Source organism: Rhodospirillales bacterium (genome assembly GCA_016699855.1).
Lineage (GTDB): Bacteria > Pseudomonadota > Alphaproteobacteria > Reyranellales > Reyranellaceae.
In genome coordinates, this window is the sequence record CP064988.1 from 513,124 (window position 1) to 529,091 (window position 15,968).

The window sequence follows — 15,968 nt, forward strand, 5'->3', positions numbered from 1 at the left end:
TCGGGTGAAAAAAGAACGGCCGGACTTGCGTCCGGCCGTCCACGTCGAGGTCGCGCAGAAACGTGCTTAATTCAGCACGATCTCGACGCGGCGGTTCTGCGGCTCCTTGACGCCGTCCTTGGTCTGAACGAGCAGCGCGGACTCGCCCTTGCCGCTGATCGCGATCGCGTTGGCGTTCACGCCCTCGCGGACCAGCTGATCCTTGACGGCGTTGGCGCGGCGCAACGACAACGCCATGTTGTAATTGGCGGCGCCCGCGGTATCGGTGTGGCCGGTGACGGCGACACGGGTGTTCTGGCCGGCCTTGGCGGCGGTCGCGGCCTGCGAGATCGTCGCGGCGGCGTTGGCGGTGATGTTCGACCGGTCGAAGTCGAAGAACACGATGAACTGCTTCACCGGCGGCGGCGGCGGCGGTGCGCTCGCGCAGGCGGCGACGAGGCCGAGCGCCAGGAACGCGCCGACGATCTTTTTCAACATGACTATTCCCCCAAAAAATAAGCGACAACGACGATGGACCGACCGTCCGAAGACGCGCGGCCCGACGGCGGAGCGTCGTCGCGGCGCATTCCTCCGTCCCTGCTGATCGACCGCGCCGGAGGCGTCGTCGTCAGCCCAGCCCTCTGTATCGCCACAGTGAGCGATTCATCAGCAGTTTTCCACTATGACGTTACCATGGACGGACCGGCGCCGGAACACGCCCGGGCCCCGTCGGGACGCGACAACGGGGGACAAAATGAAACGGCCGGGTTTCCCCGGCCGTTTCCCGAAACCTCCGTCGGAGGATCGCGCTTAATTCAGCACGATCTCGACGCGGCGGTTCTGCGGCTCGCGGACGCCGTCGGCGGTCTGGACGAGCGGCTGGCTCTCGCCACGGCCGACGACCGCGATATTGGCGGCCGGGATGCCCTCACGGACGAGCGCGTCCTTGACGGCGTTGGCGCGGCGCAGCGACAGGGCCATGTTGTAGGCGTCGTTGCCGGAACGGTCGGCGTGACCGGTGACGCCGATACGGGTCTTCTTACCCGCGGTCGCGGCGGCGGCGGCCTGCTTGATCGTCGTCATCGCCTGCGGCGTGATGTTCGCCCGGTCGAAGTCGAAGAACACGATGTAGCTCGGCGCGACCGGCGGCGGCGGCGGCGGCGGGGAGGCCGTCATCGGCTGGCCGAACTTGTAGCCCAAGGTCAGCATGACGGAGTGGTTCAGCGGATCCTTGCCGCTCACGAACGTGTCGTGCAGCTTGTAGTCGAGCGAGGTGAAGAGGCCGTCGCCGAGGCCGACCTTGACGCCCGCGATGAACTGCATGGCGAACTTGGTCGTCTTGCCGGCCGCCGGGATGCTCAGGTAGTTGACGCCGGCGCCGAGGCCGAGATGCGGCGAGATCACGCTGTCGGCCATGAAATCGTACAGCACGTTCAACATGCCGCCGTACTGGTTGACGCTGGCGCCGCTCACCTTGTTGTAGCGGTAGACGCCCTCGATCTCGACGCGCGGTCCGACGAAGTCGTAGCCGATCACGCCGCCGACCGCGAAGCCAAGCTTCTCGTTGAGGCCGTTGATACGGGTATCGAGAATGTTCAGCCCGCCCTGGGCGCCGATGTAGAAGCCCGGCAGGGCGGCCGACTGCGCCTGAACGGCGACCGGTGCCGCGAGGAGAGCCGCCGCGACGACGACTCCAATTTTCATCTTCATTTGGTATCCCCTCTCAAGAAAACAAAACCGACACGAGAAGTGGCGGGGTTGGGCACGGCACCGACTTCACCAGCGGAATATATACCAACATGCCACCGAAGCAACCGCCTAGGGCCGTTTCCTGCGACGTGTGATCTTCCTGCAACAGAGCGGGCGCCAGAACGCCAAAAAATGTCTTTTCCCAATAGCTTGACGGCGATTTATCAGATGGCGGCCGGGCTTAATCCGCCACTTCGGAAGGCGCCGCCGGGGGCTTTATCTTGTAGGTCAAACCGACCACACCCCCATTATCTCGAGCCGACACATAGGCCGACGGACGGCCGCTCGCGGCGATGCCCAACCGACCAGCGGTAGGCCTCGCCTCATCGTCGAGTCGAGGGACAGGCGCCGCAGCCGCGCCGATCGACAGCCGCAGGGGTCGTGGCGACGCCGACGATTGTCGTGGCGGCGTCACCGGCGCGGTCGCGAACACGCCCAAGGCGACTGCCGCCTCGGTGGCGTCGCCGCGATCCAGCAAGCCCGGTTCCGCGGTTCGCGAGAGATCGATACCCGACCCGACCCCGGCGATCGCACCGCGCCGTCGCCAGCGACGGCGCCGTACGGCATCGTCGCCCCCAACATCGCGATCAGCAGCGCCGGAAAGACGCGGGACATGGATTCAAGCTCCGCTCGTTCAATCCGGAACCGAGGGGAGACCGGAAAGTCGACAATAGTTCATGCATGAATTGCTGCAGCGCAGTGTACATCCCGCCTCGGCGCGGCTCAAGGGCCGTGGCATGGCCGCCCGGCGCGACTGACGCTTGACCCGGCGACGGAATCGGCCAGCATCTGCGCCGCGATATGAATGCGAAGGAGCGCGAGGATGGGCGAGTACAGCAAAGTCGAGAAAGACGGACGGCTCTTGATCGTCACGATCAACCGGCCGGAGGTCTACAACGCGTGCCATCCGATGGCGAACCAGGAGCTGGGCGACATTTTCGACGAGTTCGCGGCCGATCCGGAGCTCTGGGTCGCGATCATCACCGGCGCCGGCGACAAGGCGTTCAGCGCCGGCAACGATCTGAAGTACCACGCGGAGATCCAGGCGAAGACCGGAAAGCGGCCGCACTCGCCGCCGAAGGGTTTCGGCGGTCTCGCCAACCGTTTCGACCTCGACAAGCCCGTGATCGCCGCCGTCAACGGCGTGGCGATGGGCGGCGGCTTCGAGATCGCGCTGGCCTGCGACATCATCATCGCCTCGGAGAACGCGCGCTTCGCCCTCCCGGAGCCGCGCGTCGGCCTGGCGGCGGGCGCCGGCGGCATGCAGCGCCTGTCGCGCCAGATTCCGCTGAAGAAGGCGATGGGCATGATGCTGACGGGCCGCCACGTGCCGGCGCAGGAGGGCTACGAGCTCGGCTTCGTCACCAAGGTCGTGCCGCACGCCGAGCTGATGGCCGAGGCCAAGCGCTGGGCCGCGCAGATCCTCGAGTGCTCGCCGATGTCGATCCGGGCCACCAAGCAGGTGGTGATGCGCTCGCTCGACGTGCCGGGGACCGAGATCTCGATGCGCAACCTCAACTATCCCGCGTTCGTCGCCATGACGCGGAGCGAGGGACACCATCGAGGGGCCCAAGGCCTTCGCCGAGAAGCGCAAGCCGGATTGGAAGGGGCGGTAGCCGACGCGACCGCGGCGGCGGGGCGTCGCCGCCCCGCCACTCAGGCGCCGGTCGAATCCCAGTCCAATTCGAACGCGTCGCCCCGCGCGCGGATGCGCGCGGCGTGCGGCGGTCCGAAATGGGCCGGCATCAGCAGCGCACCGGTTTCCGCGCAATCCGCAAGAAGGTCGTGCCGCGTGCGCCGCGCCTGGTCGGGGTCGAGGCAGAACCGGCTGTTCCAGCGCCACAGCGGCACCTGCACGGGATTGTGCAGCGCGTCGCCCGAGAACACGGCGCGCCGGCCGTCCGACCGCAGGTCGATATGGATGTGGCCGGGCGTGTGGCCGGGCGACGCGCGCACGGTCACGTGGTCGCCGCACTGGTGCCCCGCGCCGACCATGACGGCGGCGCCTTTCTCGACCACCGGTAGCACAGAGTCGTTGTAGACGTTGCGCTCGTACTGGGGCGTGTCCGCGGCCGTGACGGCCGCCGACCAATGCGCGTGGTCGGCGGCGGACATCACGTACTTCGCGTTGGGAAAGGTCGGGACCCAGCGGCCGTCCTCAAGGCGCGTGTTCCAGCCGACGTGGTCGACGTGCAGGTGCGTGCACATCACGAAATCGACCTGCTCCGGCGCGACGCCGGCCGCCTTCAGTCGGTCGAGGTACGGCGTGTCGAGCATGTCGAAGCGCGGCATGCCCGGCCGCGGCTTGTGGTTGCCGTTGCAGGTGTCGATCAGGATCGTGTGCCGGCCGGTGCGCACGAGCCAGCTGTGGATGCTCGAGATCAGCTTGCCGCTGGCCGGATCGAAATAGCGCGGCGCAAGCCAGTGCTCGTGCGCCTTGAACGTCGCGGCGTCGAATTCGGGGAAGAACTGGTCGGCCGGGAATCCCGGACCCATCATCTCCTCGATGCGCGTGACCCGCACCGCGCCGATCATCCTGTCCTGCATGGCGTCCCCTCCCCGCGCGGCATCCCCGCGCCGCTTCGTTCAACCACTATCGGCGCACGCGGCCTCCCGCGCCAGCCAGCGCCGCCGCGAGCGCCGGCGACAGCCCGACGCTCTCCAGCGGCGGCGGCGGTCGGACGCCGGCGCCGCCCGCGGAGGCGCGTACCAGCCCCTCCGCGAAAGCCACGGCGCAGGCGACGCCGTCGAGCACGGGCACGTCGAGGCCGGGCTGTATCCGCACCGCCAGCCCCGCGAGGCCGGCGCCGCCGAGGATGACGACGTCGGCGCCGTCCTCGCGCGCGCAGGCCATGCAACCGTCGCGCAGCATCGCCAGCGAGCCGTCGGGGTCGCGCGCGATGTCCGCGCCGGTCGGCGCCACCGTGCGCACCGATGCGAGGCGGCGCTCCAGCCCGCGCCCGGCGACGAATTCGCGCAGCATCGGCCCCCAGCGCTCGCCGCCGGTGACGATCGAGAAGCGGGCGCCCACGGCGCTGGCGTGGAGGATGGAGGCCTCCGCCATGCCGACAACCGGCACCTCGCAGATCTCCTTGAGCGCGTCGAGGCCGGGATCGCCGAAGCATGCGAGCACGACGGCGTCGCGCGGGCCGGTGTCGGCGCTCAGCGCGTCCAGGGCGGCGTGGCCGGCGACGGCGTAGGCCGCGCGGCTGGCGATGTAGCGGCCGCCGAACGCGCCGGTGGCGGCGCGTAGACGCGTGCCGGGCGCGGCGACGGAGGCGGCGAAAGCCAGCACGAGATCCGTGATCCGCGCGGTGGTGTTCGGATTGATGAGGAGGATGTCCATGCCGCGAGTGTAGCGCGCGCGACGCCGATTCGCGCGCATGACGTGGCCCGGGCGGGCGGCGCGCTGGCATGCCGCTTGCGTTGCACGGCGGCGACGGCCGCGAATCACTGCGCGGCGGATGGGCGCAGCGACAAGGGGAATGGCATGAAATTGAACACGAAGAACTCCGGTCTGCTCGCGATCGCGGCGACGGTGTCCATTTTTTCGGCGGCCGCGGCGCACGCCCAGGGCACGCTGCGCATCGGCATGACCGCCGCCGATATCCCGAAGACCCACGGGCAGCCCGACCAAGGTTTCGAGGGCAACCGGTTCACCGGCATTCCGATGTACGACGGCCTGACCCGCTGGGATCTGTCGTCGGCCGACAAGCCCAGCGTGCTGCTGCCGGCGTTGGCGACGGAGTGGGCGGTCGACGCCGCCGACAAGACCAAGTGGGTGTTCAAGCTGCGCCCCGGCGTGAAGTTCCACGACGGGTCGGCGTTCAACGCCGACACGGTGGTGTGGAACGTCGAAAAGGTGCTTAAGCAGGACGCGATCCAGTTCGACGCCAGCCAAGTCGGCGTCACCGCCTCGCGCATGCCGACGCTTCGCTCGGCGCGCAAGATCGACGATCTGACCGTCGAGCTCACGACGTCTCAGCCCGATTCCTTCCTGCCGATCAATCTCACCAACCTCTTCATGGCGAGCCCGATCTACTGGAAGGCGAAGTTCGACGCGGTGCCGGCGGCCGTCGTCGATCCCAAGGAGCGAGCGAAGCAGGCCTGGGTAGCGTTCGCCGCGGACGCCTCGGGCACCGGACCTTTCAAGATGGACAAGTTCGTCGCCCGCGAACGGCTCGAGCTGGTCAAGAACCCGGCCTACTACGACGCCGCGCGCGCCGCGAAGCTCGACCGCGTCGTGCTCCTGCCGATGCCGGAGCCAAACGCCCGCACCGCCGCGCTGCTGTCGGGCCAGGTCGACTGGGTCGAGGCGCCGGCGCCCGACGCGGTGCCGCAGATCAAGCAGCGCGGCTTCGTCATCACCGCCAACGCCCAGCCGCACGTCTGGCCGTGGCAGTTCTCGTTCGCCGAGGGCTCGCCGTGGCTCGACAAGCGCGTGCGGCAGGCGGCGAACCTGTGCGTCGACCGCCCCGGCATGAAGGAGCTGCTGGGCGGTATGATGGAGCCGGCCGTCGGCACCGTGCCGCCGGGTCATCCGTGGTGGGGCAACCCCTCCTTCGCGATCAAGTACGACCCCGCGGCGCGCGCAAGCTGATGGAGGACGCGGGCTTCTCGAAGGCCAAGCCGCTGACCGTCAAGGTGCAGACCTCGGCGTCGGGCTCCGGCCAGATGCAGCCGCTGCCGATGAACGAGTTCATCCAGCAGAACCTCGCGGACTGCCACTTCAAGGTCGAGATCGACGTCATCGAGTGGAACACGCTGTTCACGAACTGGCGCAAGGGCGCCAAGGACGAATCGGCGCGCGGCGCGAACGCCATCAACGTGACCTACGCGGCGATGGATCCGTTCTTCGCGATGGCCCGGTTCCTCGACAGCAAGATGGCGCCGCCGACATCGAACAACTGGGGTTTCTTCAACAACCCCGAGTTCGACAAGCTGGTCGCCGAGGCGCGCGTGGCGTTCGACGGTCCGGCGCGCGACGCGGCGCTGGCCAAGCTGCACGCCCGCTCGGTCGAGGAAGCCGTGTTCCTGTGGGTGGCGCACGACGTCGGCCCGCGCGCGATGAGCGCCAAGGTCAAGGGCTACGTTCAGCCCAAGAGCTGGTTCATCGACCTCAGCACCGTCTCGATGCAGTAGGCCCATGGTCGGGAGCCGCCCGCCCCGGCGGGCGGCTCGATCCGCGTCCGCCCTCGTCCGATCGGAATTCCCATGTCCACGCTAGGCCGCCGCCAGCTCCTCGTCGCCGGCGCCACGCTTCCCGCGCTCGGCGCCCATCCATCGCTCGCGCAGAGCGGCGGCACCCTGCGGGTGGCGATGACCGCGGCCGACGTGCCGCTGCCCAACGGCCAGACCGACCAGGGCGCCGAGGGACTGCGCTTCATCGGCTACGCGTTGTTCGATTCGCTGGTGCTGTGGGACCTGTCGAGCGCCGACCGCGCGGCCGGCCTCGTTCCCGGCCTCGCGACGTCGTGGACCGTCGACACCGCCGACCCGACGAAGTGGACGTTCAAACTGCGCGAGGGCGTGAAGTTCCACGACGGCTCGGCCTTCGAGGCCGCCGCCGTGGTGTGGAACTTCGACAAGATCCTCAAGCAGGATTCACCGCAGTTCGACCCGCGGCAATCCGGCCAGGGCCGCTCGCGCATCCCCTCGGTCAAGGCCTACCGCGCCGTCGATCCTTCGACCATCGAGTTCACGACCGACGCACCCAACGCGCTGTTCCCGTACGAGATGTCGTGGATCGTGATGTCGAGCCCGGCGCAATGGGAGAAGGTCGGGCGCGACTGGACGAAATTCCTCGCCGCGCCGTCCGGCACCGGGCCGTGGCGGATGGACCGCTATGTGCCGCGCGAGCGCGCCGAGCTCGTGCCCAACAAGGAGTACTGGAACCCCGGCCGAAGGCCGAAGCTCGACCGGCTCGTGCTGATCCCGATGCCCGAGGCCAACACGCGCACGGCGGCGCTTCTCTCGGGGCAGGTCGACTGGGTCGAGGCGCCCTCGTCGGACGCCCTGCCGCAGCTCAAAAGCCGCGGCTTCCAGATCGTCACCAACGTCTATCCGCACAACTGGACCTGGCACTTCAGCCGGATCGACGGCAGCCCGTGGAACGACATCCGCGTGCGCAAGGCGGCCAACCTCGGAATCGACCGCGTGGCGATGGTCCAGCTCGTCGGCGGCCTCATGGTGCCCGGCAAAGGAATGGTGCCGCCCGACAGCCCGTGGTTCGGCAAACCGTCGTTCGACGTGAGGTACGACCCCGGCCAGGCCCGCAAGCTGCTGGCCGAGGCGGGGTTCACGCCGGCCAAGCCGGTCGTGGTCAAGGCGATCATCTCGCCCGGCGGCTCCGGCCAGATGCAGCCGCTGCCGATGAACGAGTTCATCCAGCAGAGCCTCGCGGAGGTCGGGATCAAGGTCGAGTTCGAGGTGATGGAGTGGAACGCGCTCACCTCGTCGTGGCGCGCCGGCGCCAAGGACCAGCTGTCGCGCGGCGCCCACTCCACCAACAGCTCGTATTTCAGCCAGGATCCGTTCACCTGCCTCATCCGGCATCTCGACTCGCGCCTTGTCGCGCCGAAGGGCACGAACTGGGGCTACTACAACGACCCCGCGCTCGACGCGTTGTTCGACCAGATCCGCTCGACCTTCGATCCGGCGAAGCAGCTCGCCGCGATCCAGAAGGCGCACGAGCGGTTCGTCGACGAGGCCCTGTTCCTGTTCGTGGCGCACGACGTCAATCCGAGGGCGCTGGCGCCCAAGGTCAAGGGGTTCGTCCAGGCGCGGAACTGGTACCAGGACCTCACGCCCGTGCGGATCGGCTAGGGCCGGGCGCCGCGACGTGCTCATCTACCTCCTCCGACGCCTGATCTTCGTCCTGCCGATCGCGCTGGCGGTCTGCGTCGTATGTTTCTCGCTGGTGCACATCGCGCCCGGCGACCCGCTGGTCTCGATCCTGCCGCCGGACGCGCCCCAGTCGCTGGTCGAGCAGATGCGCAAGAGCTACGGCTTCGACCGGCCGCTGCCGGTGCAGTTCGCCATATGGCTGGGCAAGGTCGTCACCGGCGACCTCGGCACCTCGATCGCCACATCGCGGCCGGTCGCCGGCGAGATCGCCAAGGCGGTCGGCAACACGCTGATGCTGGCGATGGCCGCCACCATGATCGGCTTCCTCTTCGGCTGCATGTTCGGCTTCGTCGCCGGCTACTTCCGCGACTCGATCGTCGACCGGATCGCGGTGACGATCTCGATCCTCGGCGTCTCGGTGCCGCACTACTGGCTGGGCATGGTGCTGGTGATCTGCTTCTCGGTGCTGCTGCCGTGGCTGCCTGCCACCGGCGCCGGACCCGGCAGCAGCGCCGACTGGGCCTGGAACTGGGACCACATGCGCCACCTCGTGCTGCCGGCGATCACCATGTCGGTGATCCCGATGGGCATCATCACGCGCACCGTGCGGGCGCTGGTCGGCGACATCCTCAGCCAGGAGTTCGTCGACGCGCTGCGCGCCAAGGGCCTGACCGACGGCGGCGTGTTCACCCACGTGGTGAAGAACGCCGCGCCCACGGCGCTGGCCGTCATGGGCCTGCAGCTCGGCTACCTGCTCGGCGGCTCGATCCTGATCGAGACGGTGTTCTCGTGGCCGGGGACGGGCTTCCTGCTCAACTCCGCCATCTTCCAGCGCGACCTGCCGCTGCTGCAGGGGACGATCCTCGTGCTGGCCATGTTCTTCGTCGCGGTCAACCTCGTGGTCGACGTCGTCCAGACGGCGCTCGATCCGCGCATCAAGCGGACCTGACCGATGACGGCGGCCGCCACCATCGACACCGCCACGCAATCGGCCGCGCTCGCCAGCAGCGCCGCGCGGTTACTGGTCGGGGTCGTCCGCAAGCTGGCGCGCGATCCCGTCGCCATGGTCTGCCTCGGCCTCATCCTGCTGCTGATCGCCGCCGCGCTGCTCGCGCCGTGGATCGGCCTCGCGGACCCCTACCGCGGCGCCATCGCCCGCCGGTTGCGCGGGATCTGCTGGCTCGACGGCGCGCTCGACTGCGCCGCGGTGTCGACACCGTGGGGACCGCACGTCTACTGGCTCGGCGGCGACGAGCAAGGCCGCGACATGTTCGCCCGCCTGATCCACGGCGGGCGGCTGTCGTTGTTCATCGGCCTGCTGCCGGTCTTCAACGCGTTCATCATCGGCGCGCTGCTCGGAATCATCGCCGGTTACCGCGGCGGCTGGGTCAATACGCTCATCATGCGCACGATCGACGTGTTCTACGCCTTCCCCTCGGTGCTGCTGGCGATCGCCATCTCCGGCGCGCTGGGTGCCGGCATACTCAACAGCATCGTGTCGCTCACCATCGTCTTCGTGCCGCCCATCGCGCGCGTCGCGGAGAGCGTCACCACGCAGGTGCGGTCGCTCGACTTCGTCGACGCCGCCCGCGCCTCCGGCGCCGGCGCATTCACGATCATCCGCGTGCACGTGCTGGGCAATGTGCTGGGGCCGATCTTCGTCTACGCCACCAGCCTGATCAGCGTGAGCATGATCCTGGCGTCGGGCCTGTCGTTCCTCGGCCTCGGCACCAAGCCGCCCGAACCGGAATGGGGGCTGATGCTCAACACGCTGCGCACGGCGATCTACCAGCAACCGCTGGTCGCGGCCCTGCCCGGCGCGATGATCTTCATGGTGTCGATCTGCTTCAATCTGCTGAGCGACGGCCTGCGGAGCGCGATGGATGTCCGCAACTGAGCCCCCGGCCGCGGCCGAATCCGCACCCGTTCCCGCGCTGCTCTCCGTACGCGGGCTGGTGAAGCACTTCCCGATCACCGGCGGCCTGCTCGGCCGCCGCGTCGGCACCGTCCAAGCGGTCGACGGCGTCGATTTCGACATCGCCGCCGGCGAGACGCTGGGCATCGTGGGCGAATCGGGCTGTGGCAAGTCGACGACGGCGCGGCTGGTCATGCACCTGATCGAGCCGGACGACGGCGACATCGTCTTCGCCGGACGCGTGGTCGGCCCGAGCATGACGCTGCGCGAGCTGCGCCGCGGCGTGCAGATGGTGTTCCAGGATTCGTTCGCCTCCCTCAATCCGCGCCTGACGATCCAGGACTCGATCGTGTTCGGACCGCGGGTCCACGGCCTGCCCGACCGCGACGCGCTGGCGCGCGCGCACGACCTGCTGTCGCGCGTCGGCCTCGATCCGACGTCGTTCGGGCGCCGCTATCCGCACGAGCTGTCCGGTGGCCAGCGCCAGCGCGTCAACATCGCGCGCGCGCTCGCCCTGCAGCCGCGCCTGCTGATCCTCGACGAGGCGGTGTCGGCGCTGGACAAATCGGTCGAGGCGCAGGTCCTCAACCTTCTGGCCGATCTCAAGCGGCAGTTCGACCTCACCTACATGTTCATCTCGCATGATCTCAACGTCGTGCAGTACATGAGCGACAGCGTGATGGTGATGTATCTCGGCCGCGTCGCCGAGATCGGACCGGTCGACCGCATCTACGGCGAGCCCCGGCACCCCTACACGCGCGCGCTGTTGTCGGCCATGCCGAGCATGGACCCCGAGAAGCGCACGACCGAGGCGCCGCTGGCGGGCGACCCGCCGAACCCGATCGACCCGCCGGCGGGCTGCCGATTCCACACCCGCTGCCCCTTCGCCGAGGCGGTATGCGGCGCGACCGTGCCGCCGCTCCGGAAGCTGCCGGACGGCGCCGGGCACGCCGTCGCCTGCCACATGGCCGACGCGGCTTCGGGCCATTCCCTCGCGGGATCGCCGCCATGACCGCGTTGGTACCGATCGTCGACATCCGCGACCTGCGGGTGAAGTTCTCCGGTCAGCGAACCGTGCACGCGCTGAACGGCGTCGACGTCGCGCTGGCCGCCGGCGAGACGCTCGGCATCCTGGGCGAATCCGGCTCGGGCAAGAGCGTGACGCTGAAGGCGCTGCTGCGGCTGCTTCCGCCCCGGCGGACGACGATCACCGGCGCGATCACGGTCGGCGGCGCCGACGTGCTGGCGATGGACGCGGCCGCGCTTGCGGCCTACCGCGGCAAGACCGTCTCCATGATCTTCCAGGAGCCGGCTCTGGCGCTCGATCCGGTCTACTCGGTCGGCCGGCAGATCGAGGAGACGGTGATCCGCCATGAGGGTTGCGACCGCGCGACCGCGCGCAAGCGCGCGCTGGACATGTTCGAGCGCGTGCGCATCCCGTCACCGGCGCGACGCCTCGACGCCTATCCGCACGAGATGTCCGGCGGCATGCGCCAGCGCGCCATGATCGCGCTCGCACTGGCCTGCCGTCCGAAGGTGCTGCTGGCCGACGAGCCGACCACCGCGCTCGACGCCACCGTCCAGATCCAGATCCTGCTGCTGCTGCGCGAACTGCAGCAGGAGATGGGCATGGCCGTGATCTTCGTGACCCACGACATGGGGGTGGCGGTGGAGGTGTCCGACCGCATCGCGGTGATGTATGGCGGACGCATCGTCGAGCAGGGTTCGGCCGCGCGGGTTGTCGGCTCGCCGGTCCATCCCTACACCGCCGGCCTGTTGTCCTCGACCGTGCGCGGCTCGATGCGCGGCACCCGCCTCGAAGCGATTCCCGGCGCGCCGCCGTCGCTGGCGGTTCCACCCGCGGGTTGCTCCTTCGCGCCGCGCTGCGCGCGGGCGTTAGCGGATTGCGCGGACTCCCACCCGCCGATGACGACGGTGGCGGCGGGGCATGTCGCGCGCTGCGTGCTGGCCGAACCGCTCAGAGCTTGAGCCGCTTGAACACCGCCTCCGGCAGGCTCTGGACGGCGCGCATCACCGGCCACCAGAACCACGGCAGGTAGACCACGTTCCGGCCGCGGTCGATGGCGGCGACGATACCGGCCGCGACCTTGTCGGGCCGCGCCCACAGCGGGCCCTTGTCCGGCACGTTCGCGCCCATCGGCGTGTCGACGGGACCGGGCTTGATCGTCAGGACGTGCACGCCCTTGGACGCCAGCCGGTTGCGCAGCCCCTGGAGGAAAGCGCTGATCAGCGCCTTGGACGAGCCGTAGACGTAGTTCTTCCGGCGGCCGCGGTCGCCGGCGACCGAGGAGATCACCGCCAGAGTTCCGCGCCCGCGCGCCTCCATGCGGTTCGCGAGATCGGTCGCCATCGCGACCACCGAGATCCCGTTCGTCGTCAGCGACGCCAGGGTGGCCGAGACGCTCGCCTCGCACGCCTTCTGGTCCGACAGCACGCCGTGCGCGATGAGCGCGATGTCGATGCCGTCAAGCCACGCCGCCGCGGCGTCGAGCGTGGCTGCGTGCCGGTCGAGGTGGTCGGCGTCGAGCACGGCGGTCGCCACCTCGGCGCCGCGCACGCGCAGGTCGGCCGCGACGGCGGCGAGCTTGCCGGCATCGCGCGCCACGAGGAAAAGCCGGGCGCCCCGGGCCGCCCACAGCCGCGCGCAATGCTCGGCGATGAGGCTGGTTGCGCCGATCACGAGGATGTTCGCCATCGTCACCCCGCCTGCGCCGGTCCGGCGAGCCGCCGCCACAGGTCCGACTCGAAACGTGGATCCACATGTGGGCGGAACCGCGCCATCGCGGCGTCGCCGGGGCTCAGACACGCCGCCGGCGCCGAGGCGTCCTTGGCCGCGTAGACGCGACCGCCGGCCTCGCGGCAGATGGCGTGCAGGTCAGCCAGCAACGCGTCGGTCTCCGGACCGGCGTGCGCGAAGTCCAGCGACAGCGTCGCGCCGGCCCTCGGAAACGACATGGGCCCCGGCGACGCCAGCGCGCCGAAGCGCTTGAGGACCGCCAGCGTCGAGGGCCGCCGCGCCCGGCAGGCCCGCCGCAGCAGCGCCGTCACGGCCTCGCGCTCCACCGCCGCGGGGAGGACGCCCTGAAACTGGACGAAGCCGCGCGGTCCGTAGAGCCGGTTCCAGCGTCCGATGCCGTCGAGGGGAAAGAGCCAGCGGCGCGCGTCGACCACCGATTCCCACGCCAGCCGCCGCCGCAGGCGCAGCGCGTTCATCGCGCGCACCGCCGGCGCCGGCACCAGCGACACCGGCGGTCGCAGCGGCACGTCGAGCGCGGCGCGGCGCGGCGGCGGCCGGCGGCGTCCGCCGGCGCGTGGTCGGCGACGCTCAGCACGCCGCGGCCGAAGCCGCCTCCGGTGCAGGCCGCGTCGATCCACGCCACGACGTGCTCGTGGTCGCCGGCCAGCCGTCCGGCGAGCTCGAAGTACGCGTCCAGCCCGTCGAAACGCAGGTCGGTGGCGACCAGCCAGGGTCCTGCGACCCGCGCCAGCCGCAGCTCGATCCACGTGACGAAGCCCGTGAGCCCCATGCCGCCGACGGTCGCCTCGAACAGCGGATCGCAGGGCTGGCATACACGCGCCGGGCCGTCGGACCGCAGCAGCTCGAACCGCGCCACGTGCCGGCCGAAGGTGCCGGAGCGGTGGTGGTTCTTGCCGTGCACGTCGTTGGCCAGCGCGCCGCCCAGCGTCACGTGCCGGGTGCCCGGCACCACCGGCGGGAACCAGCCGTGCGGCAGCGCGATGTCGATCACCTCGCCGAGGGTAACGCCCGACTCGGCGCGCAGAATTCCGGCGTCGCGGTCGAAGGCGATGAAGCGGTCGCGCGGCCGCGATTCGATCATCACGCCGCCGGCGTTGAGGCAGACGTCGCCGTAGCTGCGGCCGAGGCCGAACGGCAGGAACGTCGCGCCGGACGGCGCTGCGCGCAGGGCGGCGGCGATGTCGTCGCGGCCGGAGACGGCGCCGGCCGGCGACGACATCGGCCGGCCGGTCCAGTTCGCGAAACGACGCGCCAGCCGGCTCATCGCAGCAGCGCCCACGCGCAGGCCGCCGCCCACAACGCGCCCGCGGAGACCAGCCATGGATCGGTGAACAGCTCGGCGGCGGGGTTCTCGCCGCCGGCGCGGCGATGGACGAGGAACAGATATCGCAGCAGCCCGAACAGCACGATCGGCACCGTCGGCAGCAGCCAGCCGGCGCCGTGCGCCGCCGCGGAGACGGTGTAGAGCCCGTAGCACAGCAGCGAGCCGATGCCGGCGGCGCCGACGAGCAGGTCGAGCATGCCCGCGTCGTAGCGAGCGAGCACACGCCGCCCGCGCGCCGCGCCGGCGTCGTCGCGCCACTCCGCGCGCCGCTTGGCGAAGCCAAGGAAGGCGGCGATAAATCCACCTGTCAGCAAAAGCCAGCCCGACGGCGGGATTCCGATGCCCCACGTGCCGGCGAGGATGCGGAGCATGAAGCCCAGCGCGATGCACATCACGTCGAGCAGGACGACGTGCTTGAGGCGAAGGGAGTAGGCGACGTTCAGCAGTCCATAGGCCAGCAGGATCAGCGCGACCTTCGGCCCGGCGATCGCGGCGCAGAACGCGGCGGCGGCCATGCACGCGCCCGCGACCCAGACCGCGGCGGCGCCTCCGAGCCGACCGCTGGCCAGCGGCCGCGCACGTTTGACCGGATGGGCGCGGTCGGCGTCGCGGTCGAGCCAGTCGTTGAGCACGTAGACCGCCGAGGCCGCGAGGCAGAACGCCACGAACGCGGCGGCCGCGGCCAGCAAGGCGGCCGGATCGTCGAGCTTCCGGCCGAAGATGAGGCCGGTCAGCACGAAGCCGTTCTTGATCCACTGATCCGGCCGCAGCAGCCGCGCGAGGACCACCACCCGGTTTTCGACGACGGCGTCGGTCGACGACACGGATACCTCCCGGTTCGGCGCGGTCCGGGGCGCGGCGGACGTCAACGGCGCGCGTTCAGGCGCGCGAACTCGATGACGTCGGCGTCGCCGCAGCGTTCGCCGCGCAGCGGGATCTTCATGCGCGGATCGGTGCCCGCCCAGCCGCGTCCACCCGCTTCGCCGCCGCGGCAGACGAAGAGGTCGCCGGTCGCCGGATCGGCGACCAACGCGTAGCCGCCGGCCGGGCAGCCGTCGCGCCGGCACCACGCCCAGGTGACGAGCGTGCCGCGCCGCGCGACGACCTTCTCCGGCCCGCCGACCCGGAACACCTCGGCGGCGGCGGCGCGCCCGAGCGCCTCGGAGGCGGCCTGGCGCACGCCGCGGTGGTCCCACAGGCGCCCGATCTCCTCGACCTGGTCCGACGGCTTGTATCCAACCCACTGGGGCACGGTGGAGAGACGGGTCTCGCGCGGATTCTCCACCTGCGCCGAGGCCGGGCCGGCGCAGAGCGCGACCACCATCCCGAGCATCCATGGCGTCGTCCGCATCGGTCCGCTCCTCCCGGGCGCATGC

Annotated in this window: 13 protein-coding genes and 2 pseudogenes; 7 read left to right on the forward strand and 8 right to left on the reverse strand. The window is 70.1% G+C overall.

Annotated elements, in window-relative coordinates; translation table 11 throughout:
• Positions 1–66 precede the first annotated feature (66 nt).
• Together IPK81_02445 and IPK81_02450 are read right to left on the reverse strand one after the other, a co-directional pair.
• Complete coding sequence (locus IPK81_02445; protein ID QQS13145.1) at positions 67–477, reverse strand: OmpA family protein; 411 nt, start codon at positions 475–477, stop codon at positions 67–69.
• Positions 478–789: 312 nt separating this feature from the next.
• Positions 790–1,689 (reverse strand): OmpA family protein, encoded by a 900-nt coding sequence (locus tag IPK81_02450; GenBank protein ID QQS13146.1) that lies wholly within the window; start codon positions 1,687–1,689, stop codon positions 790–792.
• A gap of 862 nt (positions 1,690–2,551) precedes the next feature.
• Here IPK81_02450 and IPK81_02455 point away from each other — a divergent pair.
• A pseudogene (locus IPK81_02455) lies at positions 2,552–3,344 on the forward strand (enoyl-CoA hydratase/isomerase family protein).
• Between the two features lie 40 nt (positions 3,345–3,384).
• On the opposite strand, the gene IPK81_02460 reads toward IPK81_02455, so the two are convergent.
• Both IPK81_02460 and IPK81_02465 read right to left on the reverse strand, forming a co-directional pair.
• Positions 3,385–4,275 (reverse strand): MBL fold metallo-hydrolase, encoded by an 891-nt coding sequence (locus IPK81_02460; GenBank protein ID QQS13147.1) that lies wholly within the window; start codon positions 4,273–4,275, stop codon positions 3,385–3,387.
• Positions 4,276–4,321: 46 nt separating this feature from the next.
• Positions 4,322–5,074 (reverse strand): aspartate/glutamate racemase family protein, encoded by a 753-nt coding sequence (locus tag IPK81_02465; GenBank protein QQS13148.1) that lies wholly within the window; start codon positions 5,072–5,074, stop codon positions 4,322–4,324.
• A gap of 144 nt (positions 5,075–5,218) precedes the next feature.
• Here IPK81_02465 and IPK81_02470 point away from each other — a divergent pair.
• The 6 genes and pseudogenes from IPK81_02470 (at position 5,219) to IPK81_02495 (ending at position 12,478) form a co-directional block, all read left to right on the forward strand.
• Positions 5,219–6,870 (forward strand): annotated as a pseudogene (locus IPK81_02470) (ABC transporter substrate-binding protein).
• Between the two features lie 72 nt (positions 6,871–6,942).
• Positions 6,943–8,553, forward strand: a complete 1,611-nt coding sequence (locus tag IPK81_02475; GenBank protein QQS13149.1) for an ABC transporter substrate-binding protein — start codon at positions 6,943–6,945, stop codon at positions 8,551–8,553.
• A 16-nt stretch (positions 8,554–8,569) separates the two neighbouring features.
• Complete coding sequence (locus IPK81_02480; GenBank protein ID QQS13150.1) at positions 8,570–9,523, forward strand: ABC transporter permease; 954 nt, start codon at positions 8,570–8,572, stop codon at positions 9,521–9,523.
• A 3-nt stretch (positions 9,524–9,526) separates the two neighbouring features.
• Positions 9,527–10,471 (forward strand): ABC transporter permease, encoded by a 945-nt coding sequence (locus IPK81_02485; protein QQS13151.1) that lies wholly within the window; start codon positions 9,527–9,529, stop codon positions 10,469–10,471.
• A complete protein-coding gene (locus IPK81_02490) occupies positions 10,458–11,501 on the forward strand; it encodes an ATP-binding cassette domain-containing protein (GenBank protein QQS13152.1) in 1,044 nt (347 codons plus the stop codon). The genes IPK81_02485 and IPK81_02490 overlap by 14 nt, the downstream gene beginning before the upstream one ends.
• 5 nt (positions 11,502–11,506) lie before the next feature.
• The gene (locus IPK81_02495; GenBank protein QQS14927.1) at positions 11,507–12,478 is read left to right on the forward strand and encodes an ABC transporter ATP-binding protein; all 972 of its coding nucleotides are present in this window, start codon (positions 11,507–11,509) and stop codon (positions 12,476–12,478) included.
• On the opposite strand, the gene IPK81_02500 is transcribed toward IPK81_02495, so the two are convergent.
• From IPK81_02500 to IPK81_02515, 4 genes are read right to left on the reverse strand one after another with little or no spacing between them, the layout of a single operon-like run.
• Entirely contained in the window at positions 12,468–13,205 is a 738-nt protein-coding gene (locus IPK81_02500; GenBank protein QQS13153.1) for an SDR family oxidoreductase, read from the reverse strand. The two genes, IPK81_02495 and IPK81_02500, sit on opposite strands and share 11 nt — an antisense overlap.
• Before the next feature lie 2 nt (positions 13,206–13,207).
• Positions 13,208–13,774, reverse strand: a complete 567-nt coding sequence (locus IPK81_02505) for a hypothetical protein (protein QQS13154.1) — start codon at positions 13,772–13,774, stop codon at positions 13,208–13,210.
• Positions 13,720–14,547 carry an FAD-binding oxidoreductase gene (locus tag IPK81_02510; GenBank protein QQS13155.1) on the reverse strand — a complete coding sequence of 276 codons (828 nt, stop codon included), beginning with the start codon at positions 14,545–14,547 and terminating at the stop codon, positions 13,720–13,722. The genes IPK81_02505 and IPK81_02510 overlap by 55 nt, the downstream gene beginning before the upstream one ends.
• Entirely contained in the window at positions 14,529–15,929 is a 1,401-nt protein-coding gene (locus IPK81_02515) for a decaprenyl-phosphate phosphoribosyltransferase (GenBank protein QQS13156.1), read from the reverse strand. Before IPK81_02515 ends, IPK81_02510 begins: the two co-directional genes overlap by 19 nt.
• Positions 15,930–15,968 lie beyond the last annotated feature (39 nt).

What these genes read in the sequence shown, in the direction of transcription:
- IPK81_02490 (QQS13152.1), top strand. Translation starts at nt 10,458, where the DNA reads ATGTCCGCAACTGAGCCCCCGGCCGCGGCCGAATCCGCACCCGTTCCC.
- IPK81_02485 (QQS13151.1), top strand. Translation starts at nt 9,527, where the DNA reads ATGACGGCGGCCGCCACCATCGACACCGCCACGCAATCGGCCGCGCTC.
- IPK81_02515 (QQS13156.1), bottom strand. Translation starts at nt 15,929, where the DNA reads ATGGATGCTCGGGATGGTGGTCGCGCTCTGCGCCGGCCCGGCCTCGGC.
- IPK81_02450 (QQS13146.1), bottom strand. Translation starts at nt 1,689, where the DNA reads ATGAAGATGAAAATTGGAGTCGTCGTCGCGGCGGCTCTCCTCGCGGCA.
- IPK81_02500 (QQS13153.1), bottom strand. Translation starts at nt 13,205, where the DNA reads ATGGCGAACATCCTCGTGATCGGCGCAACCAGCCTCATCGCCGAGCAT.
- IPK81_02475 (QQS13149.1), top strand. Translation starts at nt 6,943, where the DNA reads ATGTCCACGCTAGGCCGCCGCCAGCTCCTCGTCGCCGGCGCCACGCTT.
- IPK81_02445 (QQS13145.1), bottom strand. Translation starts at nt 477, where the DNA reads ATGTTGAAAAAGATCGTCGGCGCGTTCCTGGCGCTCGGCCTCGTCGCC.
- IPK81_02465 (QQS13148.1), bottom strand. Translation starts at nt 5,074, where the DNA reads ATGGACATCCTCCTCATCAATCCGAACACCACCGCGCGGATCACGGAT.
- IPK81_02460 (QQS13147.1), bottom strand. Translation starts at nt 4,275, where the DNA reads ATGCAGGACAGGATGATCGGCGCGGTGCGGGTCACGCGCATCGAGGAG.